Source organism: Stenotrophomonas sp. 86428_Sma, assembly GCF_056481585.1.
In genome coordinates this window covers 118,383-144,087 of sequence record NZ_CM151156.1, presented here as the reverse complement: position 1 = coordinate 144,087, position 25,705 = coordinate 118,383, and the positions used below count along the sequence as shown (strand labels likewise).

Genomic DNA, 25,705 nt, shown 5'->3' with positions numbered 1-25,705 from the left:
AATCTCTCCCTGGATGATGCCTGCAGTGATCAGCGGACAACCCGGATCACGCCACAGGCGATGCGGACGCCGGCATTGCCGGCGGGCTGGCTGCGATAGTCGTCGGCGTTGGCATGCACGACCAGTGCACGTCCGGCGATATCGGTGGCGGCGCCTCCGCCAAGGGTAACGCCCTTGAGGTGGATATCGACGTTGGCGCGGCCCTGGGCGTCGGCACGCAGATTGTCCATGTCGCCCAGGTGGTGCTTGCCGGTGCCGGCGCGGCCATGCGCAGCGCCACCGGGATTGAAGTGATTGCCGGCACTGCTGGCATCCACCGCGCTGCAGTCGCCGCGCTCGTGGATGTGGAAGCCGGCCTGCTGCATCGGCTGCAGGCCACCGATCAGCCCGGTGATGTGGATGCCACCGGGCTCCACCATCAGCGCGATGCGGCCACTGACGATGCTGGCCGAGGCCGGCGACAGATTGGCCTCGGCCTGCTTGGCGGCGCTGACCACGGTCGGCGGTGGCGGGGTGGGTTCGGCCTTCTTCGGTGCGCTGCCACAGGCAGACAGCAGCACGGCGGCGGACAACGGCAGGATGGCAAAGGACAGACGCATCGAAGACTCCTTGCAGGTGACACTACGGACGGCATCGTCCATGAACGATCAACGGTTCGGCAAGCGGGCGCGAGGATCGCGTGCAGGGACCGTTCAATGGCCCCCGCGACGGCGCCCGGCGCCCAGCTTGCGGGTAAGGGTATTGCGGCCAAGGCCCAGGCGGGCCGCGGCTTCGGCACGGCGGCCATGGGTGATCTGCAGCGCGGCCTCCAGCAGGGCATGGTCGACCCGCTCACGCACCTGCGCGTGCAGCCCTTCCACGCCTTCGGCCAGCTGACGGCGTGCCCATTCGGCCAGCAGTGCCTCCCACTGCCCCGGATCGGCGTTGGTGGTGCTGCTGCGACGACCGCGCGTACGGTTGAGCGCGGTATCGACGTCGGCCACGCCAATGGTGTCAGCGGCGGCCAGCGCCGCCATCCGCCAGCACACGTTTTCCAGTTCGCGCACGTTGCCCGGCCAGTCGTGTTCGCGCAGCGCCTGCAGTGCGGCAGCGGTCAGGCGCTTCGGCGGCGTATCCAGCTTGCGTGCGGCGGCGGCCAGGAAGGTGCTGGCCAGTTGCGCGATGTCCTCGCGACGCTCGCGCAGCGGTGGCAGCTGCAGACGCACCACATCCAGGCGATGCAGCAGATCGGCACGGAACTTCCCCTGCGCGACCAGTCCTTCCAGATCCTGGTGGGTGGCGGCAATCACCCGCACGTCGACGCGGATCAACTCGCGGCCGCCGACGCGGAAGAACTCGCCCTGTGCCAGCACGCGCAACAGACGGGTCTGCAGCGGCAACGGCATATCGCCTATTTCATCGAGGAACAGCGTGCCGCCGTTGGCCTGCTCAAAGCGACCGGTATGGCGACGCTGGGCACCGGTGAAGGCGCCGGCTTCGTGGCCGAACAACTCGCTTTCCAGCAGCTCGGACGGGATTGCAGCAGTATTGAGCGCGACGAACGGCCCCTGCGCGCGCGGCGATTCACGATGCAGCGCATTGGCCACCAGCTCCTTGCCGGTGCCGGTTTCGCCGGTGATCAGCACCGCCAGCGGCGCCTGCGCCAGGCGGCCGATGGCACGGAACAGCGCACGCATCGGCGGGGTATCGCCCACCAGTTGCGGCGGCTGGTCGCCATGCGCTTCCGCCGCAGGTGTGGGCGCCGCGAGTGCCGGTGCAACGGCCGGCAGCACACGCTGCGCCAGCGCCACGGCGTCGTCCAGATCGAACGGCTTGGACAGGAATTCATGCGCGCCACCGCGGAACGCACCGGCCGTGCTGGCCACGTCGGTGTAGGCCGACATCACCACCACCGGCAGCTGCGGCAGCGCGGCCTTGAGCTTGTCCAACAGCACCAGGCCATCGTCACCCGGCATGCGCACATCGGTGAACAGCAGCGCCGGCGGCGGGCCCTCGCTCAGGGCCTGCAGGGCGGGGGCGGCGCTGTCGAAGTCGACAACCTGGTAGCCCGCCTCGCGCAGCGCGGTGCACAGCACGAAGCGCACGGCGCGGTCGTCGTCGACCACCCAGATGCGTTGTGCGGGAGTGGAGGCGTCAGACATCACGCGGGGCCTCCTCGGCCGGGGCGACGCCGCTGATGATCGGCAGCAGCAGGGTGAACACGGTATGGCCCGGGCGCGAGCGGTAGGTCAGCGTGCCGCGATGCTCGCGCGCGACCTGCTGGGCCAGTGCCAGGCCCAGCCCGGTACCCTCGGCGCGGCCACTGACCAGCGGCAGGAACAGGTGTTCGGCCAGTTCCTCGGGCACGCCACGGCCGTCGTCGGCGATTTCCAGGCGCAACGCCAGCGTGTGCAGTTGCTCGGCGATGCGCACACCATGCTCCACGCGGGTGCGCAGGGTGATGTTGCCGGCACCGGCCTGGATCGCGTTGCGCACCAGGTTCCACACTGCCTGGGTGAGGCGGTCGGCGTCGCCATGGAATTCGGGAATGCTGGGGTCGTAGTCGCGCTGCAGGCGTACCGCCCAACCGGCCTCGTTCTCGGCCAGGCGCAGCACGCGTTCCAGCGCGGCGTGGATGTTCAGTTCGGCATGCGGTGCGGCCGGGGCCGGCGACAGCAGCTGGTCGAGCAGGCCGTTGAGGCGCTCGATCTCGGACCCGATCAATTCGATCAGCTCACGTTCGCTGGCATCGCGTTGGGCCGCGCGGCGGGCCAGCAGCTGGGCCGCGCCCTTCAGCCCGGCCAGTGGGTTGCGCAGCTCGTGGGCCAGTCCCTTCAGCGCCGCACTGAGCGCGCTGGGCAGGGCCTGGGTCGGGTCGAGCCCGGGGAATTCATCAACCGGATGCGCCTCCAGCAGCCAACCGCCATCGTCGCGGCGGCTCATCCAGCCCTCGGCGAAGCGCGGGGCCTCGCCGGGCACCGCCAGCGCCAACCGGTTCAGGCGCAGGCTGTCGCGCTCATCGCGGGCCAGGAAATGGGCCAGTGCCTCGCCCTGCACTTCCAGTGCGGCCAGCGGCCGCCCCAGCAGGCGCCGGACGCTGACGCCCAGCCAGCGGGCGAAGGCCGGGTTGCAGCCGGCAATGCAGCCATCGGCCCCGGCCCAGGCCAACGGCGTGCCCAGGGCATCGAGGGACGGCGGGGGTGCGGGGTCGGACATTGCACCAATGTAGTGCAAAACGCGGGTCCGGGGTCGGATCCCTTTCCGTCAGGAAAGGGCTCTGACCCCTCAGGCCGAATGCGTCGTACGTGGTCGCATAACCCAATTTCCGCAGGCACACGGGATTGCCACACTGCTCCCAGCGTCAATCTTCTAAGCGATCCACCCCATGCGAACCGCCCCCTACCCCGCTCCCGGCAAGATCCTGTTGCATGAATTCCTGGAGCCTTTGGGCATCACCCAATACCGGCTGGCCAAGGCAATTGGCGTCTCACAACGCCGTATCGGCGAGATTGTCTCCGGTGATCGCGCAGTCACTGCGGACACCGGGCTGCGCCTATCCCGCTACTTTGGCGTTTCCGACAAGTTCTGGATCGGCCTGCAGGCCGACTTCGATGCCGCGATGACCAAGGAAAAGCTGGCCGACGTGCTTGCCCGGATCGAACCCTACAACGCGGCTGCCTGAGCCTTGGCCCGGGGGCAGAGCCCTTTCCCTGCGGAAAGGGACCCGAGCCCGGGCGGGCAGCGTTACACCGGATAGCCGGTGGCTTCCCGGGCCTTCTTCCAGGCACTTTCGAATTCGCGCGCGCTGATCTCGTCGTCTTCGTCGAAATCCAGGAACGACACCGGCTGGTCGGCCAGCAGGAAGCGGTCATCGCTGTGGGCATGCTCGTCGGCCCAGACCATCTTGGTGCCGTAGATCTCCACCTGGCGCACGATCTTCTCGCCACGGGCTTCCATCAGCACGTTGCCCTTGCCCAGGCCCGATTCGGCCCAGTGCTTGTAGTACTTCTTCGCGGCGGATTTCGCGCCGGGTTTTGCGTTGTGCTTTGCGTAGGTCATTGCAGAGGTCCTGGCCGCAGGCGCGGCCGGAAAGTTCGAAAAGGCCGCCGCGATGTGGTTCGCGGCACTGCCACAATTATCACCCAGTACGACGACCACCGCACTTTGAAGTGGCCATTTCCAAAACTCAGCTGGCTTTGGTCTCGGCCGCTAACCGACGGACAGAGGTGGCAGCCGCAGACACTAGTCCGCAACTGCAATGAAGTGGCCACTTCCCTTTAGCCCACGAAAGTCTCGGATCAAGTGCGTCTTGCCCGGCTTCGGATCGTGAACGACGAGCTCGTCCCTGCCTGCATCGAGGACAACCCAATGCCATCTCCGGCCCGACTGATAAGGATTAACTTTTACAATTGCATGTCGATCAATGGCCCGCCATGATCTGAAGCTCACGCGCTTGGTCGCGATACTGAACTGCGCCAGCATCTGCGCGATGTCAGTATGCGTAGTGAAGAAGCTGGTGCCTTTTGCCTTTCCCGGTAGCGTCCTGAATGCCTCAAGCGCTTCCTCATAGGAAACGCGCGCCAGCATGGCAACACACGCTATGCCGCAATCACCGTTGTTCCAGTCACGTTGGTGTACACGCCTCAGTGCGCTCATTGCTTAAGCTCCAATGGATGAGTAATGATTGATCAGGCATCACGGTCTCTGAGCCGGCAAGGCCATGCCCTTCGGCCACAGCATCCAGATGTTGCCCTTCTGCTTCATGTCGCCGGCCAGCTTGCCGGCGGCATCGCCGCTGCCCCAGTACAGGTCGGCGCGCACTTCACCGGCAATGGCGCCGCCGGTGTCCTGCGCGGCCACCGGGCGCACCACCGGGGTGCCGTCCGGGCGCGTGGTGGACAGCCACAGCAGGCTGCCCAGCGGCACCACGCTGCGATCCACTGCGACGCTGTAGCCGGCGGTGAGCGGCACGTTCAGTGAACCACGTGGGCCTTCCGGGCTGTCCGGGTTGCGCACGAAGAACACGTAGCTGGGGTTGCTGCGCAGCAGTTCCGGCACGCGCGCGGGATTGGCCCGGGCCCAGGCGCGGATCGCGTCCATGGTGACGTCTTCTTTCTTCAGCTGGCCCTGGTCGACCAGCCAGCGACCGATCGCGCGGTAGGGGTGGCCGTTCTGTTCCGCATAGGCCAGCCGCACCTGCGTGCCATCGGGCAGGCGCACCCGGCCCGACCCCTGGATCTGCAGCAGCTGCAGGTCCATCGGGTCGGTCAGCCAGGCCAGTACCGGCGCCTTGGCGCCCTTGGCCGCGATGGTGCCGGCGTCGTCATAGGGCTTGAGCACCTTGCCCTCGACGCGCCCGCGCAGGCGCTTGCCCTTCAATTCCGGGTAGACGCTGTCCAGCTGCACCACGATCAGATCATTCGGCGTGCCGTAAACCGGTACGGTGGCAGCAGCCGTGCGGGTGAGGCTGCCGGGGTAGATCGGCTCGTAGTAGCCGGTAATCAGCCCGTCGGCCTGGTGGCCGCCGGCACGCAATGCATAGACATCCAGATCGCGCTGCAGGAACTGGCGGATCGCCGCCGGGTCCTTGTCCGAAACCGTCGCGGCGGTGGCGCAGGGTTTGGCCCAGACCGCATCGTTCTTCAGGCGGGTGCAGCTGCTGCGCCAGGCGACGAAACCGGCCTGCAGGTCGCTGTCGGAGACCGGTGGCAGTGCACTCCATGCGGCCTTGGCATAGGTGGCAGCGGGCGGCGTGACCGGCGTCGGCACTTCGGTTCCGGTGCGGGGAGCGGTGGTGGAGCAGCCGGCGAGCACAGCCAGCGCAACAAGGCCCAAGCTCGTGCGGTTCAGGGGGGCAATGATGTCTTTCATTGCCCCAATGTAGAGGAAACAGCACGGTGCCGGACGCGCCGGGTGCCCGGCACCACGCTCTCCCTTCAGCGTCCGCCACTGCCCAGCAGGCCACTGTTGCTGGTGGCGAACACCGGCGGCGGTACGTCCAGCTCGGCATCGTTCACGCTGCGACCGGCCAGGAAGTCGACGATGCTGCGGGCAATGGCAGGATTGCCGGTCCACAGCTCGTGGTGATGGCTGGCGTTGCGCACCAGCAGCGAGCGGCCATGGCTGAAGCCTGGACGCAGCGCATCGGCGTTGGCCGGTGGCGTGCGCCCATCCAGCGTGCCGCTGATGAACAGCACCGGCACGTCGCTGCGCAGCGGCCCGCGGAAGGATTCGCCCAGATCGGCCAGACCCAGGCCGTTGCCGATGGCGGGGAACGGGAAGTTCAGGGCGTCGCCGAACAGGCTTTCGCGTGCCTGCGCCTCCACCCTCGCCAGGCGCTGCGGGCTCTGCCCGGAAGCCACGTCCATGGCCAGCCCCATCGCCGGGTACTGGGCGAACTGTGCGCGCACGATCAGCACCAGATCGGCCAGCGGGTCGTAGTTGCCGCGCTCGGCCTCGCGGAGTATCAACGGCAGCCACTGCTGGGTATGCCGCTGGCCAAGAGTATTGGCAATCAGGATCTGCGCATCGAATTCACCGATGGTCACCTGGCGACCGTCATGCATGCGGCTGCGACCCTGTCGCGGCTGCTCACGCAATGCCTGCAGCACGCGCTTTGCCGATCCGGCCAGATCGTCGAAGCCGTCCCTGCGGGCCAGTGGCGTCAGTTCCTGTAGCAGCGCATCGCTGCTGAGCGGCAGTTTCAGTGTGTCATCGGGGCCTTCGGTGCCCATCAGCACGACGCGTTCCAGATCTTTGCCGTGCAGGCGCACCGTCGCAAGCGCCAGGTGGGTGCCATAGCTCATGCCCCACAAGCTGATCCTGGGCACACCCAGTGCGCGCCGCAGATCATCCAGGTCATCGGCACTCTCGGCGGTCGTATAGGCGCCCAGATCGACGCCAGCCTGACGCCAGAATTCCACGCACTTGGCAGCCGTCGCCTGCAATGCGGCCAGGGCCGCATCGCGCTGCAGTGGTTGGCCATCGTCGAAGCGGGTTTCATGCGGACACTCCGGCGGTGGTTCAGACAGACCGGCACCTCGCTGGTCGAGCAGCAGCACGTCGGCTTCGCGTCGGACCTGGTCGAACACCGGCCAGCGCGGGCCGCGCGCGGTATCGATGCCGGAACCGCCCGGGCCACCGGCCAGATAAACCACGGGGGCGCTGCGGCCATCGCCGCCGGTTGCACGCAGGCGTACCACCTTCAGCCCCATGCGCGGTCCGTCCGGCTCGCTGTGTCGGCGCGGCACCTCCAGCACGGCGATCTCTGCAGGGATGGCGCCATGTGCTCTGGTCTGCAGCGTGTACGGCTCGAACACCAATGCCCTAGGCGTGGCCTGCGCCGGCATGGCCGCAGCGAGCGCCAGACAGAACGTGGCCACCGTGGCGACCAGGGCAGAGCGACGAGGATGGAGACTGCTGGACGATGTGCAGGCGTTGCGGCTCATGGTGGGCTCCAAAGGAGGGACGTGCGCGGTCAGCATCGGCTCGATCACAGGGCTGTGGGGGCACCCGCCTGCCGAACGTCTCCAAAAGGCGGTCCAATGGCTCCACGCAACCGATACGATGGCCGCCATGCAGATCCCACGTACCCTGGCTGTTCTTGCTCTGCTGCTTGCGGCGGTGGCCGCATGGCTGGTCGTGTCGACGCCACCCGCCGGCGAGGTATTCGTGCAGGGGGCGCAGATGGCACCTGCGGACGCCGGGGCATCCAGCCCCCTGCCTGCGCGGCCGCCGCAGGACCTGGCCTGGCGTCCGCTGGATCAGCAGCTGCTGGCGCAGTGGCGCGGCCCGTACTGGCTGCGCTGGCAGGTGCCGGCGCCAACCGGCACCGACGATCATGACCGCACGTTGCGGCTGTCGCTGCGCGCTGCCAGCCAGCTGTACTGGAACGGCACGCCCTGGATCAGCAATGGCGTCGTGGGCCGCACCGCTGAAGAAGAACAACCAGGACGCATCGACCTTGTCCACGTGCTTCCCCCCGCTTCTGGCAATGCCACCGATGAGCTGGTCGTGCTTGCATCCAGCCAGCGACAACATTTCACCCTGCATGGCGCCGACGCGATGGCACTGATCGCGCCCGCAGCTGTGCTGTATGGCCAGATCATCCTGCCATGGCTGGTTGCGGCCTTCGCCATCGGCGCACTGGCGGCAGCCAGCCTGTATTTCCTGGCGGTACTGCGTGGCCAGACCCGCACGCCCGGCGCTCGCCTTCTGCTGGCACTGGGCGTGGTGGGACTGGCGTTGCCTGCAGTGGAAGCGTGGCGCTCCCTGCTGGGGTATGACTACCCGTGGCATGTCCCGCGCCTGATTGCACTGCTGGCATTGCACGTAGCCGCGGCCATGCTCCTGCCAGCCTATCTGGCGCGGCGATTCCAGGTGGCGGTTCCGCGTGTCGGGTGCTTCGTCTATCTGTCCGTGATCGCGGTGCTCGCCATCGTCCTGCCTGGCTTTGACACCCGCTCGGCGGCAGTGCTCTTGTTGAGCCTGCTCGCTTCGGCATTGCTGCTGCTGCGTGCGCGCGGCGACACAGAGGATCGATGGCCGATCCTGGCATTGCTGCTAGCCGGCCTGCTGGCGTTGCTGGTCGCGCGCGGCGCCTTCCTTGACGGACCGTACTTCCTGCTGCTGGCGGTGCTGATGGTGTTCCTGCTGCTGCGTCACGCGGTACAACTGCAGGCACTGGACCGGCACAACGCGTTGTTGCGTGAAGAGCGCGCACGGCTTTCATTGCAGCTGTTGCAGCGAGGCATCCAGCCACATTGGCTGATGAACACCCTCACAAGTCTGCAGGAACTGATCGAGCAGGCACCTTCGCGTGCCAGCCGCCTGGTGGAGTCATTGGCCGATCAGTTCGATCGGCTGCGTGACAGCAGCAGCCGGCAGAGCATTCCGTTGCAGGACGAGCTGGCCCTGTGCCGCAGCCATCTGGACATCGTTGGCCAGGCACTGGGCCAGCCCCTGGTGCTGGACGTGGATGGCGAGGATGCGCCGCTGTTGCTGCCACCCGGCATCCTGCATGCACAGGTGGAAAACGCACTGACGCACGCCGGTGCGCTGGCATGCGCGCAGCACCCGTTCCGTCTGCGCGTGCAGCGCGGCAGTGGACGTTGGGTGCTGGAACTGCACAGCGCGCACGGCTCGTCCTCGCATCGCGGTCGCGGCACGGGCACGCGCTACATCGAAGCCAGTCTGGCGGCCGCCAGCCCCGGCGGATGGAGCTTCGTGCAAGGCATCGACGGCAACCAATGGTGCGGACGGATCGAACTGACATGCGCATCCTGATCGTTGAAGACGAACCGCTGGTACGCCAACGCCTGCAGCGGCTGTGCGCCGAGCTGGCAGGAACGCGCGCACGCTTCGATGCCGTGGCCGATCTGGAGGCAGCCGGCGACCGCCTGCAGCGCAATGTCTACGACGGCCTGCTGCTGGACCTCAACCTTGGGGGCGAGGACGGTTTCGAACTGCTGCGGCGTGCGGTAGCCGGCCGCTACCAGTGCGTAGTGGTGTCGGCCCACCGTGATCGTGCGCTGCAGGCATTTGAACACGGCGTGCTCGACTTCGTTCCCAAGCCCTTTTCGCGCGAACGCCTTGGTCAGGCGCTGGAACGCTTGTTCGATACCGGCGGTATGCGTTCAGGCCGGGCACGCTACCTGGGCATCTGGCGTGCGCAGGGAACGGCAACCGTCGAGCTCTCGGAAGTGATGTGGATCGCGGCAGATGGCGACTACAGCCAGGTGCGCATGCGCGATGGCCGCAGCGAACTGCATGACAAATCCCTGACTGCACTGGCCTCAGTACTGCCTCAGGATTTCGTGCGCTGCCATCGCTCGCACCTGGTCAACCTGCGGCACGTGCGTACGTTGCATGCCGGTTCCGGCAGCCGCTACTGGCTGGTGCTGAGCGACGGTAGCGAGCTGGTTGTTGGCCGCGCGCACATCGTGGCGCTACGCGATGCGTTGGGACTGGGGTGATCGCCAGAGGATGCCACGCACGGCCTGGCACTACCGGGGAGCGGGAGCCGCATGGAGATGCCTGCGCTGGAACGCGCCAGGCATGGCTCACGGCGTCTGCAGCAGCAGGGAATGCAGGATGCGGGCGTCTTCGGCATCCAGTGTCTTCGGCAGGTCGTCGCGGCCACGGAAACGGCGGTGGAAGGCGGCGACGGTGGCGTCCCGGTTGTCGAGCGGATAGCCGAAGCGGGCCAGCGCATTCCACGCGTCGAAGCCTTCCGGCGCAGCCCCGTCGGCGGCGCGTGGCCATACGCCGAATCCAGCCTCCGCCAGCTGCTGCCACGGGAAGAACCGGCTCGGATCCTGCTTGCGCGTCGGCGCCAGGTCGGCATGGCCGATGACCTGGCGCGGCGGGATGTTCAGGCGGGTGGTGAGATCGCGCAGCAGCACGATCAGCGATTCGATCTGCGCCGCACTGAACGGGCTGCGGCCATCGTTGTCGAGCTCGATGCCGATCGAGGCGGAGTTGAGATCGGTGATGGTGCCCCAGCGCCCGGCGCCGGCGTGCCAGGCGCGGCGCTCATCGGCGACCAGCTGGTAGCGATGGCCATCGGCACCGATCAGGTAGTGCGCGCTGACCGGTCCACCGCTGTTGGCGGTGCGCAGCGTGCGCAGGCTCTGCTGCACCGATTTCTGTTCGGTGTGGTGGATGACGATGATGACCGGCGTGCGCGCATTCTGGTTGGGTGACGACACCCAGGTGGCGAGCGGGTTGCGGGTTTCCTGCGGCGCGGAGGCACAGGCGGCCAGCAGCAGGCAGGCCGAGAGCATCAGGGCGGTGCGGATCGGGTGCATGGCCCGATTGTGCGCGATCAGGCGCGATGATGCATGCCGCCGTGCCGAGCAAGCTTGGCACCCACCAGAGAGGATGCAGTAGATCCACGCCATGCGTGGATGGGCTAGCCGCTGTGCCGACCAACGGTCGGCACCCACCAGAGCAGACCCAGACCCAGTGCCAAGCAAGCGTGGCACCTACCAGAGCAGTAGAAGTGCCGACCAACGGTCGGCACCCACAACATCAATGCAGCAGCTCGGCCGCTACTTCAGGCCTCGTACGCGGACTCGCCGTGCGAGGTCACATCCAGGCCGGTGCGCTCTGCTTCCTCGGTCACGCGCAGGCCGACCACGCTGCGCACCACCAGCAGGATCAGCGTGGTCACTACCGCCGACCAGACCACGGTCAAGCCGACGCTGACCACCTGCACCCAGACCTGATGGGCGATATCCAGATCGGCCTTGGTGCCGCCCAGCGACTGCGCGCTGAACACACCGGTGAGAATCGCGCCGACGATGCCGCCGACACCATGCACACCGAACACGTCGGCGGTGTCGTCCACCTTCAGCAGGCGCTTCAAACCAGTCACACCCCACACGCAGACCACGCCGGCGACGAAACCGATGATGATCGCGCCGAGCGGGCCGACGGTGCCGCAGGCCGGGGTGATGCCGACCAGGCCGGCCACTGCGCCCGAGGCCGCGCCCAGTGCCGACGGCTTGCCCTTGCTGATCGCTTCCACCAGCGTCCAGCCGAGCACCGCTGCGGCGGTGGCCAGCACGGTATTGAGGAAGGCCAGCGAGGCCACGGTATCGGCGGCGGCGGCGGAACCGGCATTGAAGCCGAACCAGCCCACCCACAGCAGCATCGCGCCGATGTAGGTGAACGGTACGTTGTGCGGCTTCAGCGCGGTCTGGCCGTAGCCCAGGCGCTTGCCGACAAACCAGGCAGCCACTAGGCCGGCAACGCCCGCATTGATGTGGACCACGGTGCCACCGGCGAAATCGATCGCGCCCATCTCACCCAGGTAGCCGCCACCCCAGACGATGTGCGCCATCGGGATGTAGCTGAGGGTGAACCACAGCGCCGAGAACAGCAGCACCGCACGGAACTTGATGCGCTCGGCGAACGCGCCGACGATCAGCGCGGTGGTGATGCCAGCAAACGTCGACTGGAAGGCGACGAACAGGTAGTCCGGCAGGCCCTTGATCGGGGTGTTGCCGACCGACTCCGGAGTGAAGCCCTTGAGGAAGGCGAATTCGGTGAACGAGCCGAAGAACGGGTTGCCCGTGCTGAACACCGCGCTGTAGCCATAGGCCACCCACAGCAGCAGCACCAGCGAGAACACCACCAGGATCTGGCTGAGCACCGACAGCACGTTCTTCGAACGCACGAGGCCGCCATAGAACAAGGCCAGGCCCGGCACCACCATCAGCAGCACCAGCAGGGTGGACGTCAGCATCCAGGCCACGTCGCCATGGTCGTAGGTCGCGGCGGCTTCAGCCGCGGCCGGTGCGGCGGCCGGAGCGACCGGGTCCTGCAGTGGTTCGACCGCCACGCTTTCGCTCGGCAGCGGCGAGATCTGGGCCTGAGCGTGGGCACTGCCCGGCCACGCACCGGCGGCCAGCGCGCTGAGCAGCATCAACAGGCACACGAAGTGGAACCGGGCTTGCCACCCGGTGAGAAGGCGCATCTTCATGGGGGAGTCTCCGGAAAGGGGTTACAGCGCGTCGGCACCGATTTCGCCGGTGCGGATGCGGATGACCTGTTCGACGGCGGTGACGAAGATCTTGCCGTCACCGATCTTGCCGGTGCCTGCCGACGACTGGATCGCTTCGATCACCGCGTCGGCACGCTCGTCGGTGACCACGGTTTCGATCTTGATCTTGGGCAGGAAGTCGACGACGTACTCGGCGCCGCGATACAGCTCGGTGTGGCCCTTCTGGCGGCCGAAGCCTTTCACTTCGGTCACGGTGATGCCCGACACGCCTGCGTCGGAGAGGGCCTCGCGGACCTCGTCGAGCTTGAACGGCCGGATGATGGCGGAGATCAGTTTCATGCGCATGTCCCGAGGGTGGATGGGGCCAGCGCGCCAGCGCGCGTTGGCATCAGGCAACCAGCGGCCATCAGGATGATGGCCGTGGCTGTTGCACCGGACACGTACAGGGCCGGGACGGCCGTGCCTCTCTCCTTGCACGACCGACGCGGGAGGGAGGGCGGCCCTGGTCGCGTATCCGGTCTCTCTTGCCCCTGTTTCAGCGGACTAACAGTCCGCTCTACTGCAGCGGGCCAGCGGCCCGCTCTACCACGGCGGGCCAGCGGCCCGCTCTACCACGGCGGGTCGGGGTCCGCTCTACCACGGCGGACCGGGGCCCGCCCTGCGGCTCCCCAGCCGCGAAGACGGAAGCGATGGCGGCGGGTGGGAGGGGGAAGCCCACCGCCATCGCCACCGGTCAGCTGGCGTAGTACAGCTGGTATTCCAGCGGGTGGGTGGCCGCGCGGAACTTGGTCACTTCCTGCATCTTCAGCGCGATGTAGCCGTCGATGAAGTCATCGCTCATCACGCCGCCGGCCTTCAGGAACTCGCGGTCCTTGTCCAGCGCTTCCAGCGCCTGGTCCAGCGAGGAGCAGACCTGCGGGATCAGCTTCTCTTCTTCCGGCGGCAGGTCGTACAGGTCCTTGTCGCTCGGTGCGCCCGGGTCGATCTGGTTCTTGATGCCGTCCAGGCCGGCCATCATCAGCGCGGTGAAGGTGAGGTAGCCGGACTGGATCGGATCCGGGAAGCGCATTTCGATGCGGCGTGCCTTCGGGTTGGACACCCACGGAATGCGGCACGAAGCCGAACGGTTGCGGGCCGAGTAGGCCAGCATCACCGGTGCTTCGTAGCCCGGCACCAGGCGCTTGTAGCTGTTGGTGCCCGAGTTGGCGAAGGCATTGATGGCCTTGGCATGCTTGAAGATGCCGCCGATGTACCACAGCGCCAGCTGGCTCAGGCCGCCGTAGCCGTCACCGGAGAACAGGTTGGTGCCGCCCTTGGACAGCGACTGGTGCACGTGCATGCCGCTGCCGTTGTCGCCGACGATCGGCTTGGGCATGAAGGTGACGGTCTTGCCGTTGCGGTGCGCGACGTTCTTGATCACGTACTTCATGCGCAGCAGTTCGTCGGCCTTCTGCACCAGGGTGCTGAACTTGGTGCCGATCTCGCACTGGCCGGCGGTGGCCACTTCGTGGTGCTGCACTTCCACTTCGATGCCGACCTGTTCCAGGGTCTTGCACATCTCGGCGCGCAGGTCGTGCAGGGTGTCGGTCGGCGGCACCGGGAAGTAACCGCCCTTCACGCCCGGACGGTAGCCGCTGTTGGCGCCGTCGTACTTGGCGCCGCTGTTCCACGCCGCTTCTTCCGAGTCGACCTGGAAGAAGGTGTGGCCCATTTCATTGGCGAAGCGGACCGAATCGAAGATGAAGAATTCCGGCTCCGGGCCGAAGAACGCGGTTTCGGCGATGCCGGAGGACTTCAGGTAGGCCTCGGCGCGCTTGGCGATGCCGCGCGGGCAACGGCCATACGGCTGCATGGTGGCCGGATCGAGGATGTCGCAGCTGATCACGATGGTCGGATCGGCGTAGAACGGGTCGACGTAGGCGCTGGCGGTATCCGGCAGCAGCACCATGTCCGATTCGGCGATGCCCTTCCAGCCGGCGATCGAGCTGCCATCGAACATCTTGCCTTCTTCGAACAGCGACGGCTCGACGATGCTGACCGGGAAGGTCACGTGCTGCTCGACACCACGCATGTCGACAAAGCGCAGGTCGACGAACTCGATCTGGTTGTCCTTGATCAGCTTCTCAACGTTTTCCACGGACATCGGTACGACCTCGGATGGGGATGAATGCCTGCTGAGGTACAGCAACGACCGTGCCAACTTTTCGCAGGCTGCAAGTCATTGATTTCAAAAAGGCCGCCCCGCAGCGGTGCAGAACCGTGCGCACCAAATGGGTGCAGCCGACAGCGGACGCACCCGTTTGGTGCGGCAGTGATCGTCTATCCTCTCGACCTTCTTCCTTCCTGCCGCGCGTGCCCGCACCGTCCATGTCCGACCTGCTCTCCGCCCTGCTGCTGGGCATCCTCGAAGGCTTGACCGAGTTCCTGCCGATCTCCAGCACCGGCCACCTGCTCATCGCCCAGCACTGGCTGGGTGCCCGTTCGGACTTCTTCAACATCGTCATCCAGGCCGGCGCGATCGTGGCGGTGGTACTGGTGTTCCGCCAGCGCCTGCTGCAGTTGGCCACCGGTTTCGGGCAGCGCGAGAACCGCGAGTACGTTTTCAAGCTGGGCGCGGCCTTCCTGGTCACCGCCGTGGTCGGCCTGGTGGTGCGCAAAGCCGGCTGGTCGCTGCCCGAGACGGTCAGCCCGGTGGCCTGGGCACTGATCATCGGTGGCATCTGGATGCTGCTGGTGGAGGCCTACACCGCGCGCCTGCCCGACCGCGACCAGGTGACCTGGACCGTGGCGATCGGCGTCGGCCTGGCGCAGGTGGTGGCCGGCGTGTTCCCCGGCACCTCGCGTTCGGCCTCGGCGATCTTCCTGGCCATGCTGCTGGGCCTGAGCCGCCGCGCGGCCGCCGCCGAGTTCGTGTTCCTGGTTGGCATTCCCACCATGTTCGCCGCCAGCGCCTACACCTTCCTGGAAATGGCCAAGGCCGGACAGCTGGGCAGCGAGAACTGGACCGAGGTGGGCGTGGCCTTCCTTGCCGCGGCCGTCACCGGCTTCGTCGTAGTGAAGTGGCTGATGGGCTACATCAAATCGCACAAATTCACCGCGTTCGCGCTTTACCGCATCGCGCTGGGCGCCGCGCTGCTGCTGTGGTTGCCGTCCGGCAGCTGAACAGCGCCGGGGCACGGTAACCCCGTTGCCGGCCCCACCCCGTTTCCCCCACGGTTCCCCAAGGAGAATCACCATGAACCGCAAGCTCACCCTGCTCCTCCCGCTGGCCCTGCTGGCCGCCTGCAGCCAGACCCCGGCCCCGGCCGGCACCGGCGGCGACGACGTGGCCCCGGCCGCGGCCGCGGCCAAGGCAGCAGACCAGCAGACGCTGGCGCACCTGGACGCGCAGCGCCTGCAGAGCCAGCACTGGCTGCTGCAGCAGGCCACTGCCGCCGACGGCAAGCGCATCGACGCGCTGTTCGCCCGCGAAGACAAGCCGGTCACCCTGGACTTCGCGGATGGCCGCCTGTCGGTCAGCAACGCCTGCAACCACATGGGTGGCGGCTACACCCTGGCCGACGGCAAGCTGACGGTCAGTGCGATGGCCTCGACCATGATGGCCTGCACCGACAAGGCGCTGATGGCGCTGGACGAGGCCGTGTCGAGCCGCCTGCAGGGCGAGCTGAAGGCCGAGCAGGATGCCGATGGCAAGCTGACCCTGACCACCGCCAAGGGCGACGTGCTGGTGTTCAACCCGGAACCGACCGCTGAAACCCGCTACGGCGGCGCCGGCGAAACCGTATTCCTGGAAGTGGCCGCCAAGACCGAGAAGTGCTCGCACCCGCTGATCCCGGACTACCAGTGCCTGCAGGTGCGTGAAGTGAAGTTCGACGACAAGGGCCTGAAGCAGGGTGAGCCGGGCAAGTTCGAGAACTTCTACGGCAACATCGAGGGCTACACCCACGAGGACGGCGTGCGCAACGTGGTGCGCGTGAAGCGCTACGAAGTGAAGAACCCGCCGGCCGATGCGCCGTCGCAGGCGTACGTGCTGGACATGGTGGTCGAGTCGGCCATCGAGAAGAAGTAAGACGACAGAAGGGCGCCCGCGAGGTCGCCCTTCTTCGTGGTGGGTAGAGCCGGCCGCTGGCCGGCTGCCCCTTTTCATGGTGGCTCGACGCTACAGAAGCAAAGCCGGCCAGCGGCCGGCTCTCCCCATCGTGCCGCTCAGCCCAGCGCCGGGTTCAACGTATAGGTGCCATGCAGTGCCGCTTCGGCCAGCACGTGGCCGTGCATGGCGCGATATGCGTCGGCGGCGGTGAAGCGCGCCGGAAGCTCCAGCGAGGCCACATCCAGCGCGAACACGCGGAAGAAATAGCGGTGCACGCGTTCGTCGTTGAACGGCGGATACGGGCCGTCATAGCCCAGGTAATCGCCGGCCATGTCCGGGTTGCCCGCAAACCAGCCGGTGAAGTCGTTCAGGCCCTGGCGGCTGCCCGCCGGGCCAGCCGGTGCGGTCTTGCCCTTCACCACGAAGCCATCGCTGCAGCTGCCGGCGGCGATCTCCTGCACCGAGGCCGGAATATCGGCCATCACCCAGTGCACGAAGTCGCAGCGCGGCTGGTCGCGCGGCACGGTCATGTCGCTGCGGCCGACCGTTTCCGCAACGGTCGGCACATCCGGGTCCACGCACACCAGCAGGAACGAACGCGTGCCTTCCGGTGCGCCGTTCCAGGCCAGGTGCGGATTGCGGTCCGGCGCGAAGCCGGTGGCATCGCCGGCGGCGAACTCGCGGTCGATCGGCGCGCCGTTGGTCAGGCTGTGGCTGCTCAGTTGCATCGGCTTCTCCTTACTCTTCCGGGTAACCCAGGCGCACCGCAATCGGGGTGAGCTTGGCAAAGGCGGCGCTCATCACGTCGCGGTAGTTGCGCCAGTGGCCCGGCGGGAAGCGCGGTGCGCCCAGCTGTGCGGCCGGCGGCATCTGCCGCTCGAACAGGCGTCCCAGCAGCTCGGCCATCGCGTGCGGATCATTGCCGATCTGGTCGATGCGCAGCAGCACGTGCGGATACAGTTCTTCCTCATGCAGGGTGGCAACCTGCGCCAGCCCGCGCGCCAGCCATTCGCTGGCTTCAGCCAGCGAGGTCATCGCCAGCGGAGCGGCAGCGCCGTAGGCCACCCAGTCCAGCAGCATGTCGCGCGGGTCACGCAGCACGAGCACCAGTCGTCCCTGCGGCAGCTGCGGGCGCAGCGCCCACAGCAGGGCGTTGTCCCACCACAGCAGCCAGTCGATGACGGCATCGCCCTGCAGGCCACGCGCCGGCAGCTGCTCGCGCCAGCGCTGCACCAGCCGCTCCGGGGTCAGCACGCCGGAGGCGAGGTCCTGCAGCGTGTGGTAGTTCTGGAATGCATCATCCGGCGGATTGCTGGTGTAGCGGTCGCTGCGCAGCACCGGGCTGGCGGCCGCCAGGCCGGTCGCAACCCGCTCCACACCCGAACCCGGCGCACCCCACAGGAAGATCGGCGCGGAGCTGGCATCACTGTCGATCTCGCCCTTCTCCGGCCAGCTCGGCGGCGCCTTGGCCTGCGGTGGAAGCGGCAGGCGCTGCGGTGCCTGGTCGGCCTGCAGCGCCATCCACGTCTGCAGCGCCTGTTCCGGCTGGCCAGCGCGGTCCTGGATTTCACCCAGCCAGGTACGCAGGTCGGCGCGATGGCCGTCCGGCGCCCTGTCGATCAGCGCCTGCACGCGCGCGATCGCGGCAACCGGATCACGCTGCAGCAGGCCTTCGACCAGGCGTGTTTCGCCACTGACGCGGCCCGGTTCGAGGCTGACGATACGTTCGGCGATGGCTTCGGCCTGTTCGTGTTCGCCCACCATGTCATGCAGGCGCAGGCGTGCTTCCAGTGCCGGCAGATGACCCGGCATCGCGTCCATCCAGCGCTCCACGGTCGCCGCGGCGGTCGGGCTGCCGACTTCTTCCACGGCCAGGCGTGCCAGCCACAGGTCGTGCAGCTGCGGATGCTGTTCCAGGGCCGCGTCCAGGCGCGCGCGGGCCTCGTCTTCGCGGCCCAGGCGCTGCCAGGACATCAGCAGCAGCTGCAGCACCTGGCGGTCGTCGGGGATCGATTCCAGCAACGGCAGCAGATGGTCCAGCGCCTGCAGCGGCTGGCCGCCGCGCAGCGACAGTTCACCGGCCAGGCGACGCATCGACGGCGTATCCATGCCTTCCTGCTGAAGCGCGATCTGCATCGCTTCGGCAGCCGCCTCCAGGTTGCCCTGGCGCAGCGCCAACTGCACTACCAGGCCATGCAGCGAGCTGATGGCCGGGTTCAGTTCCAGCACGCGGCGGAACGCCTGCTCGGCGAAGGCCAGCATGTCCTTGCCCAGGTAGGCGAAGCCCAGTGCGTACAGCACGCGGGTGTCGTTGGGCTGCGCCTGGTTGGCCGCCGACAGCAGCGTCAGCGCACGATCCGGGTCGTCGCGGCGCAGCGCGATCATGCCGTCGATGGTCAGCAGTTCCGGGTGGTCCGGCTCAACGCGCGAGGCCAGCGTGGACAGGCGCTGGGCTTCATCGAAGTCGTTGCGGCCGATCGCCAGGTGCGCCTGCATCAGATAGGCGGCGAATGAGTTCGGGTCAAGCCCGGTGGTACGTGCCAGCGCTTCGTCAGCGCCCTGGTACTGGCGCAGGGCGAGCAGCAGGCCAGCGTGCTGCAGGTGCAGCTGGGCATCATCGGGGGCCAGCTGCAACGCCTGCTGCAGCGCCTCCATCGCATCCTCGGCCTTGCCCTGCTGCTGCAGCGCAAGCGCCAGCCAGCGGTGGGCTTCGGCCTGGCCGGGTTCATCACGGGTCCACGCCTGGGCCAGCTGCACGGCCTGGTCGGCCTGGTTCTGGCGCAACGCTTGGATGATCTGGTCTTGCATGGCGGTCCGGTTCAAGTGCAAACCCGCATTGTAGCGGTCCACGCACCGGTGCCGGTTCAGCCCGCCAGCACCCGCTGCAGGCGCTGCGCCACCCAGCGCTCGGAGAAGCCGTCGCCGCGCCAGTTTTCGATGAACCCGCAGTGGCCTCCCCAGCAGGCGGTTTCCAGGTGCGCCTGGCGCGGCAGCTGCCAATCGCTGAAGGTCGCGTACGGGATCACCGGGTCGTCCTGCGCCATCAGGATGTCGGCCGGCACCTGCAGGGCGGACAGGCGGTCACCGGCAATCGAATAGCCATCGAAATAGGCCTGCAGCGAGCCGAAGGTGGTGTGCCGTTCGACCAGCCAGGCAGTCAGTGCACGGATGTCCAGCTTCAGCACGCGGTCGTCGCAGTCGCTCAGCTCGGGAAACAGATCGCGCTTGCGGCGCAGCGAGCCGGCCCATTTGCGGCGGAAGTACCAGTCGTACATCGCCGGGCCGTTTTCGATGCTCTCCATCGTCAGCCCCGGGTCCAGCACCGGGCACACCGAGGCCACCCGCAGCAGCGGCACGCCGGCAGCCGGCGCGCGCAGGGCCAGGCGCAGCACGAAGTTGCCACCCAGCGAATAGCCGGCGGCCACCAGCGGCAGCTGCGGCCAGCGCTGGGCGATGTCACCCGCGGCATGCACCACTTCATCGATCAGGTTGGAGTGGAAGATGCCGGGGTTCAGATGGTGGGTGTTGCCATGGTCGCGGAAGTTCAGCCGCACCACATCGAAACCCTGTTCGATCATGCGCGCGGCAGCCATGCGCATGTAACTGGATTCGGCACTGCCCTCCCAGCCATGCAGCAGCAGGGCCATGCCCTTCGGTTCGCGGCCTTCGACATGGCTGTGCCAGCCCTGCAGGCGCACGCCATCACCGCCGTCGAGGATCAGCTCTTCGCTGACCGCACCGGTGGCGGCCAGCAGCAGCAGGCCGCGCTGCAGGCGCATGCGGCTGGAGCTGAGCATCGACTGCAGGTGCGGATTGCGCAGCCAGCGCGGCGGCTGGTAGTCAGTCGCATGCAACGTCGGTGTACCGGCGTCCAGGACGGGTGGCGGGACCAGGGCCACCGTGCCCTCAGCCGGTGCTCATGGCCGCCACGATGCGCGCGCGCGAGGTTTCCGCGATGCGTCGACGGCCTTCCAGGTCCTGGGTACCGATCGGCTCCAGGAAATGCACTTCGGTATGCCGCGCCGGCTCACCCAGCAGGCGCAGGAAATTGGCGGCGAAACTCTCGCCCGGGCCGAATGCCACGATGGTCTGTGCGTCACCCTTGAACCCATAGACCAGCGCCACAGGCTGCACCGGAACACCGGTTTCGACCGCGGCCTGGAAGATGCGGGCATGGAACGGCCCCACTTCATGGCCACCGCGGGTGCGCCCTTCCGGGAACACGCCTACTGCCTTGCCGGCACGCAGGCGATCGGCCATCACCTGCATCACGCCACCGAGCGATTCGGTGTTGCCGCGCTGGTGGAAGATGGTCTGCCCGCGCGCGGCGAGCCAACCGACCAGCGGCCAGCTTGCGATTTCGCGCTTGGCGACGAAGCCCATCATGCGCTGGCTGTGCAGGATGGAGATGTCGACCCAGCTGACGTGGTTGGCGACGAACAGCACGGCACCGGGCAAGGGCTGGCCCACCCGTGACAGGCGGAAGCCGAAGATCCACATCAGGCCGCCCTGCCACCAGTTCACCACCTTCGCCCCGAAGGTATCCTCGCCCACGCGCAGCTCGCCCCACGGCGGGAGCATGCCGATCAGGATCAGCGGCAGGAACACGGTGATGTGGACCAACAGCAGCGGTACGCGGTACAGGTAACGGCACACACGCGCCACGCCGCCACGGGGGGCCGGAGTGGGGGAAGTCATCCGCGCACGATACCGGAGCGCCGCAGCAGCTGCCAGCCGATTTAGGCCATAACCGCCATTGACCGGGGCAATCGGCGGGGAACGCTGGGTTCTGCCGCCGTCAACACGCCCGCCGGGGGCTCAACCGTGGCCGGCGGCCACCACCGCCAGGGTCAGCCGAGAGATGCACACCAGCCGGCCCTGCTCGTCTTCGATGCGGATCTCCCACAGCTGGGTGCTGCGGCCGACGTGCAGCGCGCGGGCGGTGCCGGTGACCGTGCCCGAGCGCACGGCGCGCACGTGGTTGGCGTTGATTTCCAGGCCCACGCAGATCTGCTTGCCGGTATCCACGCACAGGTTGCCGGCACTGCTGCCCAGGGTCTCGGCCAGCACCACCGAGGCACCGCCGTGCAGGATGCCGTACGGCTGCCGGGTGCGCTCGTCCACCGGCATGGTGGCCTGCAGCCAGTCTTCGCCCGCAGCGCTGAAGACGATGCCGAGGGATTCGATCGCCGTGTTGCGGCTGAGCGCGTTGAGCTGCTCGATGGAAACGGCTTCGCGGAACACCTGGGTCATGCGGGCACCTTCAGAGGATGGGAACGAGGCCGGCGCCGAATGCAGTCAGCATGCGCACCAGCAGCCACTTCGGGCCGACGTTGACTTCGGGGAAGTCGCCGACGGCGACGTAGCAGTTGTGGAACGCCGGGTCCTGCCGTGGCAGCGGCTGCGGGCAGTCCGGACCGGGCTTGAACTCGTAGTCGGTGGCGTAGCGCCACGGCCAGAAGTCGAGGATCGGCAGCGCTTCGGAGGCTTTGCCGACGCTGTAGTTCAGGCCCGACAGCACTGGCGGCTTGGCCCGCGGCGCCACTGTCCACGAGTTCTGCGGATGGGTATCGCGCAGGATGCTCTCGGCCAGCTGCTCGGCAAACACCGGATCGTCGATGATCACCGCGCCTTCGGTGTTGTAGTTCTCGCTGCGTGGATCGAAGTTGTGGGTGCCGACCACGCCGATGCGGCGATCGACCACCAGCGACTTGGCGTGCAGGCCCATGCGGGCGCCCTTGCGGGTGACCGGCAACGGCTTGTTGACCGCCTTGCTGCCCAGGAACGACGGACGCGTCTCGGTGCGCAGCAGGCGCGTTTCCACCTCGCTGCCGGCGGCGCGGCGACGTTCGCGCGCGTTCTGGTAGGCACTGCCGGTACGCGGATGATGCACCGCCACCTGCTTGCGGGGCACGGCCAGATCCCCGTCGCTGCCACCACCGGCATTGCTGCCAGCGGCGCTGCCGCCGATCAGCGGATTGCGCCCACCGTCGTCGTCGCCTCCGGGCGCGGCGATCGGGTCGGGCAGCAGATTGCGGTAGTCGACCGGTGCATCCAGCGGGAACGGCTTGTATTCGAAGATGTTGAAGCCCAGTTCGCGCATGTTGCGCCGCTTGTACTTGTACGACAGCGCATACACGATCGGGTTGTCGGTGGCCGCCAGGCTGTTGCTGGACACCACCACGCGCGGCGGCTGCGGGCGCTTGCGCAGCTCGCGGAACAGCTTCTGCGCCGGCTTGGACAGCACCAGGTACGGCGTCTGCAGGATCACTTCCTTCTGCGCACCGGCAATGAGTGCGTCCAGCTGCGGCTCGGTCACATGCTGGCCGGCCAGCGGGGCATCGGCCTTCTCGCGGCGGTGCTTGCGCGGCAGGTCGGCGACGTAGCGCACCGAGGCCACCGGCAGCGCGGTATCCACGAAGGAACGGGTGATGAACTCCATGTCATTGGCTTCAGCGCTGACCCGCTGCACCCGCTCCGGGCGGCGGAACGTGGCGGGCGGCAGCACCGGCACGCCTTCGCGCAGCAGGGTGCGGCCCACGTCATTCAGGCGCTCGGCCGGCACGCTGCGCTTGGCGCGCCAGAACGCATCGAAGTTGGCCGCCATCGCCCGCGCTTCCGGGCCGGCGATCATGACGTCGCGATCGCGGAAGTTGTACTCGCGATCCCAGTCGTAATAGTCGTCCTGGTAGTTGCGGCCGCCGACCACGCCGATCGCATCGTCGATCACCAGCAGCTTGTTGTGCATGCGCTGGTTGAAGCGACGGAAGCAGCACAGCACGCTGCCGGCGTAATCGAAGTAGTTCAGCCGGGCCTTGCCGAAGGTCGGGTTGTAGACCCGCAGCTGGAAGTTCTGGTGGGCGCCGGACAATGCGCCAAGGATCTGCAGGTCGGAGATCGCCGAGAGCTGGTCGATCAGCACCCGCACCTTCACCCCGCGCCGCGACGCGGCCAGCAGTTCGTCGATGACCAGCCGCGCGCTGTCGTCCTTGTCGAAGATGTAGGTCTGCAGGTCGATGCTGCGGGTGGCACTGCGCAGCAGGTTCAGGCGCGCCACCAGGGCGCCCTCCCCCTCGTCCAGCAGGGTGGCGTAGTGGCGCGGCTGCTCCGGGGTGGATTCGGTGAACGCCCGGCCGGCCAGCGCCCGCAGCGGCGAATCCTGTGCGCAGCGGTCGGCGCGCTGACAGTCGACCTGGATCGAGCGCGCCTGCACGGCGATCGCTTCGGCGCGATCGCGCTCGGCATTGGACAGCGATGCACAACCGCTGCCCAGCAACACGGTTGCCAGCGCCAGTACACGCAGCAGGAGGTTCACGGTTTCGGCGCCTCGCTCAGGCGCGCTCGCAATACGAAGGTCACTCGGTCACTCAAGGCAAGCTGCCAGCTGTCCATTCCATACCGGCCTCGCTGCACGGTACCGCGGCTGACGACGTCGCAATCATAGCCGGGTCGGGCGCAATCCGCTTTCTCGACCTTCAGTGTCTCGGGGTGGCTGATCCCGCGCAGGGTCAGCCGCCCGTTGATGTCGCCCCCGTCTTCCACGGTCTCCGGCCAGTACGGCAGCGAGTCGAACTCGACCACCGGGTGGCGGCCTGCGTCGAAGAACTCCTCGCCGCGCATCCAGCCGGTGTAGCGCGCCTTGCCGGGGATCTCGACCGAACGCGTGAACATCTTCAGGTGCACCTGATGGCGGCCGTCGGAGAGGATCTCGATGCGACCCTCGAAGTGCGGGAACAGGCCTTCGATGCGTTGCCCGAAGCGGGTGCGCACCTCGAAACCGATCTGCGAGCGCTGGGCATCCAGGTGCAGGACCCGGTGCGCTTCAGCGACCACCGGCGGCAAGGGCGTTGGCGGTGGCGCGGCAGCCCAGGCCGCGCCGGAAGCCAGCAGCACGGGCAGCAGAAAGCGGCTGCGCCGCGCCAGGCTCATTGGATCACGGCCACCAGAACGCGTTCAGGCTGGCCACGCCCGGCTCGATCGAGGCCTCGCGCGGGAAGCCGAGCACGGCAATGCCGGCCGGCGGCATGCCGCGATAGTCGCTGCTGGTGCCTTCCGTCATCAACGCCACCAGGCGCTCCAGGCCGGGGTTATGGCCGACGATCAGCACCCGGTCGAGGTCACGGCGGTCGTCCACCAGCGCCGCCAGGGTGCCGGGGGTGGCCTCGTAGATGCGGTCTTCCAGGCGCTTCTCGACATAGCCGATGGTGCCGAGCACGGCTTCCAGGGTCTCCCGGGTGCGCCGCGCCGGTGAGCACAGCACACAGTCCGGCAGCAGGTTGTTCTCCTTCAGCCACTTGCCGGCGGCTTCGGCTTCGGCGAGCCCCACCGGCGACAACGGCCGGTCGAGGTCGGCCTGGCCGGGGGTAGCCGGTTCGGCATGGGCATGGCGCAGCAGGATCAGTTCACGCATCGCGGGTTTCCATGAAGAAGAGGATGCAGCAGAAAGAGTGACGCAGGCATCAAAGCTTCAGCCAGGACAGCAGCGGCTCCCAGTCGGCCTGGTGCTCGCGCACCTGGGCCGAGCGGTAGTCGAACAGGCTGCGGCCCAGGCCGGTCATGACCACATAGCTCTGGCTGTCGCGCAGCTGCGCGACCACCGGGTACGGCCATTCACCCAGCATCTGCAGCGCCTGCTGCGAGGTCTGGGTCCATGGTTTGGTACGGTTGAGCACCAGCCCCGCCGGCAGCTTGCGGCTATGGACGCGCGGGTTCTGGGCCAGGCTGTTGAGGAAGCCGACGATCGCTTCGATGTCCAGCGCCGAGGGCAGCACCGGTACCACCACCGCGTCGGCAGCGTCGAGGAAATGGGGAATATCGTCAGCCAGGGCACCGGCCGGCGCATCGATGATGACGGTGTCGGTGCCGTCGGGCAGCTTCTGCGCCCACTGCTTCTTCCGGTACACGTCGATGGGGAGCACCGCGCTTTCCAGCCCGGCACGGCGTTGTGCCCAGCGGGTGCTGGAACCCTGCGGGTCGGCATCGGCAATCACCGTGGCCTTGCCCTGCAATGCCGCGTACGCGGCCAGGTGGGTGGCGACGGTGGTCTTGCCCACCCCGCCCTTGGAACCGGCCACCAGGATCGTCTTCATGCCAGCCTCGCTTCCGGGTACGTGCCCCGAGCGTACACC

At 67.5% G+C, this 25,705-nt stretch carries 25 protein-coding genes; 5 read left to right on the top strand and 20 right to left on the bottom strand.

Features of this window, described 5'->3' with window-relative positions; all coding sequences use genetic code 11:
• Window positions 1-29 precede the first annotated feature (29 nt).
• The 3 genes from ACZK3J_RS00585 to ACZK3J_RS00575 form a co-directional block, all read right to left on the bottom strand.
• Window positions 30-599 carry a superoxide dismutase family protein gene (locus ACZK3J_RS00585; protein WP_014035519.1) on the bottom strand — a complete coding sequence of 190 codons (570 nt, stop codon included), beginning with the start codon at window positions 597-599 and terminating at the stop codon, window positions 30-32.
• A gap of 93 nt (window positions 600-692) precedes the next feature.
• Window positions 693-2,141, bottom strand: coding sequence for a nitrogen regulation protein NR(I) (ntrC, locus tag ACZK3J_RS00580; RefSeq protein WP_478476288.1), 1,449 nt, complete (start codon window positions 2,139-2,141; stop codon window positions 693-695).
• Window positions 2,134-3,195, bottom strand: coding sequence for a two-component system sensor histidine kinase NtrB (locus ACZK3J_RS00575; RefSeq protein WP_478476287.1), 1,062 nt, complete (start codon window positions 3,193-3,195; stop codon window positions 2,134-2,136). The genes ntrC and ACZK3J_RS00575 overlap by 8 nt, the downstream gene beginning before the upstream one ends.
• A gap of 169 nt (window positions 3,196-3,364) precedes the next feature.
• Here ACZK3J_RS00575 and ACZK3J_RS00570 point away from each other — a divergent pair, with 169 nt between their 5' ends.
• Window positions 3,365-3,661: a HigA family addiction module antitoxin gene (locus ACZK3J_RS00570; protein ID WP_423162687.1), complete on the top strand. Its 297-nt coding sequence runs from the start codon at window positions 3,365-3,367 to the stop codon at window positions 3,659-3,661.
• Between the two features lie 62 nt (window positions 3,662-3,723).
• Here the strand turns inward: ACZK3J_RS00570 and ACZK3J_RS00565 are convergent, their stop codons facing one another.
• The 4 genes from ACZK3J_RS00565 to ACZK3J_RS00550 all read right to left on the bottom strand — a co-directional run bounded on the left by ACZK3J_RS00565 (window position 3,724) and on the right by ACZK3J_RS00550 (window position 7,427).
• Window positions 3,724-4,038, bottom strand: a complete 315-nt coding sequence (locus tag ACZK3J_RS00565) for a hypothetical protein (protein WP_032130155.1) — start codon at window positions 4,036-4,038, stop codon at window positions 3,724-3,726.
• 183 nt (window positions 4,039-4,221) lie between these two features.
• Window positions 4,222-4,635 (bottom strand): cysteine peptidase family C39 domain-containing protein, encoded by a 414-nt coding sequence (locus tag ACZK3J_RS00560; protein ID WP_081352330.1) that lies wholly within the window; start codon window positions 4,633-4,635, stop codon window positions 4,222-4,224.
• Between the two features lie 39 nt (window positions 4,636-4,674).
• Window positions 4,675-5,850, bottom strand: a complete 1,176-nt coding sequence (gene mltA, locus ACZK3J_RS00555) for a murein transglycosylase A (protein WP_478476286.1) — start codon at window positions 5,848-5,850, stop codon at window positions 4,675-4,677.
• A 65-nt stretch (window positions 5,851-5,915) separates the two neighbouring features.
• On the bottom strand, window positions 5,916-7,427 hold the full coding sequence (locus tag ACZK3J_RS00550; protein ID WP_478476285.1) for an alpha/beta hydrolase: 1,512 nt from the start codon (window positions 7,425-7,427) through the stop codon (window positions 5,916-5,918).
• Between the two features lie 127 nt (window positions 7,428-7,554).
• Here ACZK3J_RS00550 and ACZK3J_RS00545 point away from each other — a divergent pair, with 127 nt between their 5' ends.
• Window positions 7,555-9,264 (top strand): histidine kinase, encoded by a 1,710-nt coding sequence (locus ACZK3J_RS00545; protein WP_164080639.1) that lies wholly within the window; start codon window positions 7,555-7,557, stop codon window positions 9,262-9,264.
• Window positions 9,252-9,953: a LytR/AlgR family response regulator transcription factor gene (locus ACZK3J_RS00540; protein WP_164080640.1), complete on the top strand. Its 702-nt coding sequence runs from the start codon at window positions 9,252-9,254 to the stop codon at window positions 9,951-9,953. The genes ACZK3J_RS00545 and ACZK3J_RS00540 overlap by 13 nt, the downstream gene beginning before the upstream one ends.
• 87 nt (window positions 9,954-10,040) lie before the next feature.
• On the opposite strand, the gene ACZK3J_RS00535 is transcribed toward ACZK3J_RS00540, so the two are convergent.
• From ACZK3J_RS00535 to glnA, 4 genes are all read right to left on the bottom strand, one after another.
• The gene (locus tag ACZK3J_RS00535) at window positions 10,041-10,787 is read right to left on the bottom strand and encodes an N-acetylmuramoyl-L-alanine amidase (protein ID WP_189720335.1); all 747 of its coding nucleotides are present in this window, start codon (window positions 10,785-10,787) and stop codon (window positions 10,041-10,043) included.
• Window positions 10,788-11,035: 248 nt separating this feature from the next.
• Window positions 11,036-12,466, bottom strand: coding sequence for an ammonium transporter (locus tag ACZK3J_RS00530; protein ID WP_049462231.1), 1,431 nt, complete (start codon window positions 12,464-12,466; stop codon window positions 11,036-11,038).
• A gap of 21 nt (window positions 12,467-12,487) precedes the next feature.
• On the bottom strand, window positions 12,488-12,826 hold the full coding sequence (locus tag ACZK3J_RS00525) for a P-II family nitrogen regulator (protein WP_004134334.1): 339 nt from the start codon (window positions 12,824-12,826) through the stop codon (window positions 12,488-12,490).
• A gap of 394 nt (window positions 12,827-13,220) precedes the next feature.
• A complete protein-coding gene (gene glnA, locus ACZK3J_RS00520) occupies window positions 13,221-14,630 on the bottom strand; it encodes a type I glutamate--ammonia ligase (RefSeq protein WP_004153533.1) in 1,410 nt (469 codons plus the stop codon).
• A 224-nt stretch (window positions 14,631-14,854) separates the two neighbouring features.
• Here glnA and ACZK3J_RS00515 point away from each other — a divergent pair, with 224 nt between their 5' ends.
• On the top strand, window positions 14,855-15,649 hold the full coding sequence (locus ACZK3J_RS00515; protein ID WP_012509682.1) for an undecaprenyl-diphosphate phosphatase: 795 nt from the start codon (window positions 14,855-14,857) through the stop codon (window positions 15,647-15,649).
• A gap of 73 nt (window positions 15,650-15,722) precedes the next feature.
• A complete protein-coding gene (locus ACZK3J_RS00510; protein ID WP_478476284.1) occupies window positions 15,723-16,556 on the top strand; it encodes a DUF4377 domain-containing protein in 834 nt (277 codons plus the stop codon).
• Window positions 16,557-16,693: 137 nt separating this feature from the next.
• On the opposite strand, the gene ACZK3J_RS00505 is transcribed toward ACZK3J_RS00510, so the two are convergent.
• The 9 genes from ACZK3J_RS00505 to ACZK3J_RS00465 all read right to left on the bottom strand — a co-directional run bounded on the left by ACZK3J_RS00505 (window position 16,694) and on the right by ACZK3J_RS00465 (window position 25,666).
• Window positions 16,694-17,305: a YbhB/YbcL family Raf kinase inhibitor-like protein gene (locus ACZK3J_RS00505; protein ID WP_049398185.1), complete on the bottom strand. Its 612-nt coding sequence runs from the start codon at window positions 17,303-17,305 to the stop codon at window positions 16,694-16,696.
• 10 nt (window positions 17,306-17,315) lie between these two features.
• Window positions 17,316-19,385, bottom strand: coding sequence for a tetratricopeptide repeat protein (locus ACZK3J_RS00500; RefSeq protein WP_049398186.1), 2,070 nt, complete (start codon window positions 19,383-19,385; stop codon window positions 17,316-17,318).
• 56 nt (window positions 19,386-19,441) lie between these two features.
• Entirely contained in the window at window positions 19,442-20,431 is a 990-nt protein-coding gene (locus tag ACZK3J_RS00495; protein ID WP_478476996.1) for a YheT family hydrolase, read from the bottom strand.
• 52 nt (window positions 20,432-20,483) lie between these two features.
• Complete coding sequence (locus tag ACZK3J_RS00490) at window positions 20,484-21,275, bottom strand: lysophospholipid acyltransferase family protein (protein ID WP_032128720.1); 792 nt, start codon at window positions 21,273-21,275, stop codon at window positions 20,484-20,486.
• A gap of 120 nt (window positions 21,276-21,395) precedes the next feature.
• Window positions 21,396-21,830: a hotdog fold thioesterase gene (locus ACZK3J_RS00485; RefSeq protein ID WP_032128719.1), complete on the bottom strand. Its 435-nt coding sequence runs from the start codon at window positions 21,828-21,830 to the stop codon at window positions 21,396-21,398.
• A gap of 10 nt (window positions 21,831-21,840) precedes the next feature.
• Window positions 21,841-23,892: a phospholipase D family protein gene (locus ACZK3J_RS00480; protein WP_478476283.1), complete on the bottom strand. Its 2,052-nt coding sequence runs from the start codon at window positions 23,890-23,892 to the stop codon at window positions 21,841-21,843.
• Entirely contained in the window at window positions 23,889-24,506 is a 618-nt protein-coding gene (locus ACZK3J_RS00475; protein ID WP_478476282.1) for a YceI family protein, read from the bottom strand. The genes ACZK3J_RS00480 and ACZK3J_RS00475 overlap by 4 nt, the downstream gene beginning before the upstream one ends.
• 4 nt (window positions 24,507-24,510) lie before the next feature.
• Window positions 24,511-24,987, bottom strand: coding sequence for a SixA phosphatase family protein (locus ACZK3J_RS00470; RefSeq protein ID WP_005407539.1), 477 nt, complete (start codon window positions 24,985-24,987; stop codon window positions 24,511-24,513).
• 49 nt (window positions 24,988-25,036) lie between these two features.
• Complete coding sequence (locus tag ACZK3J_RS00465; RefSeq protein WP_329842700.1) at window positions 25,037-25,666, bottom strand: nucleotide-binding protein; 630 nt, start codon at window positions 25,664-25,666, stop codon at window positions 25,037-25,039.
• Between the last annotated feature and the right edge of the window lie 39 nt (window positions 25,667-25,705).

Bases quoted from the DNA above. Each gene is read 5' to 3' on its own strand.
- ACZK3J_RS00585 (WP_014035519.1), bottom strand. From the start codon at position 599: ATGCGTCTGTCCTTTGCCATCCTGCCGTTGTCCGCCGCCGTGCTGCTG.
- ntrC (WP_478476288.1), bottom strand. From the start codon at position 2,141: ATGTCTGACGCCTCCACTCCCGCACAACGCATCTGGGTGGTCGACGAC.
- ACZK3J_RS00575 (WP_478476287.1), bottom strand. From the start codon at position 3,195: ATGTCCGACCCCGCACCCCCGCCGTCCCTCGATGCCCTGGGCACGCCG.
- ACZK3J_RS00570 (WP_423162687.1), top strand. From the start codon at position 3,365: ATGCGAACCGCCCCCTACCCCGCTCCCGGCAAGATCCTGTTGCATGAA.
- ACZK3J_RS00565 (WP_032130155.1), bottom strand. From the start codon at position 4,038: ATGACCTACGCAAAGCACAACGCAAAACCCGGCGCGAAATCCGCCGCG.
- ACZK3J_RS00560 (WP_081352330.1), bottom strand. From the start codon at position 4,635: ATGAGCGCACTGAGGCGTGTACACCAACGTGACTGGAACAACGGTGAT.
- mltA (WP_478476286.1), bottom strand. From the start codon at position 5,850: ATGAAAGACATCATTGCCCCCCTGAACCGCACGAGCTTGGGCCTTGTT.
- ACZK3J_RS00550 (WP_478476285.1), bottom strand. From the start codon at position 7,427: ATGAGCCGCAACGCCTGCACATCGTCCAGCAGTCTCCATCCTCGTCGC.
- ACZK3J_RS00545 (WP_164080639.1), top strand. From the start codon at position 7,555: ATGCAGATCCCACGTACCCTGGCTGTTCTTGCTCTGCTGCTTGCGGCG.
- ACZK3J_RS00540 (WP_164080640.1), top strand. From the start codon at position 9,252: ATGCGCATCCTGATCGTTGAAGACGAACCGCTGGTACGCCAACGCCTG.
- ACZK3J_RS00535 (WP_189720335.1), bottom strand. From the start codon at position 10,787: ATGCACCCGATCCGCACCGCCCTGATGCTCTCGGCCTGCCTGCTGCTG.
- ACZK3J_RS00530 (WP_049462231.1), bottom strand. From the start codon at position 12,466: ATGAAGATGCGCCTTCTCACCGGGTGGCAAGCCCGGTTCCACTTCGTG.
- ACZK3J_RS00525 (WP_004134334.1), bottom strand. From the start codon at position 12,826: ATGAAACTGATCTCCGCCATCATCCGGCCGTTCAAGCTCGACGAGGTC.
- glnA (WP_004153533.1), bottom strand. From the start codon at position 14,630: ATGTCCGTGGAAAACGTTGAGAAGCTGATCAAGGACAACCAGATCGAG.
- ACZK3J_RS00515 (WP_012509682.1), top strand. From the start codon at position 14,855: ATGTCCGACCTGCTCTCCGCCCTGCTGCTGGGCATCCTCGAAGGCTTG.
- ACZK3J_RS00510 (WP_478476284.1), top strand. From the start codon at position 15,723: ATGAACCGCAAGCTCACCCTGCTCCTCCCGCTGGCCCTGCTGGCCGCC.
- ACZK3J_RS00505 (WP_049398185.1), bottom strand. From the start codon at position 17,305: ATGCAACTGAGCAGCCACAGCCTGACCAACGGCGCGCCGATCGACCGC.
- ACZK3J_RS00500 (WP_049398186.1), bottom strand. From the start codon at position 19,385: ATGCAAGACCAGATCATCCAAGCGTTGCGCCAGAACCAGGCCGACCAG.
- ACZK3J_RS00490 (WP_032128720.1), bottom strand. From the start codon at position 21,275: ATGACTTCCCCCACTCCGGCCCCCCGTGGCGGCGTGGCGCGTGTGTGC.
- ACZK3J_RS00485 (WP_032128719.1), bottom strand. From the start codon at position 21,830: ATGACCCAGGTGTTCCGCGAAGCCGTTTCCATCGAGCAGCTCAACGCG.
- ACZK3J_RS00475 (WP_478476282.1), bottom strand. From the start codon at position 24,506: ATGAGCCTGGCGCGGCGCAGCCGCTTTCTGCTGCCCGTGCTGCTGGCT.
- ACZK3J_RS00470 (WP_005407539.1), bottom strand. From the start codon at position 24,987: ATGCGTGAACTGATCCTGCTGCGCCATGCCCATGCCGAACCGGCTACC.
- ACZK3J_RS00465 (WP_329842700.1), bottom strand. From the start codon at position 25,666: ATGAAGACGATCCTGGTGGCCGGTTCCAAGGGCGGGGTGGGCAAGACC.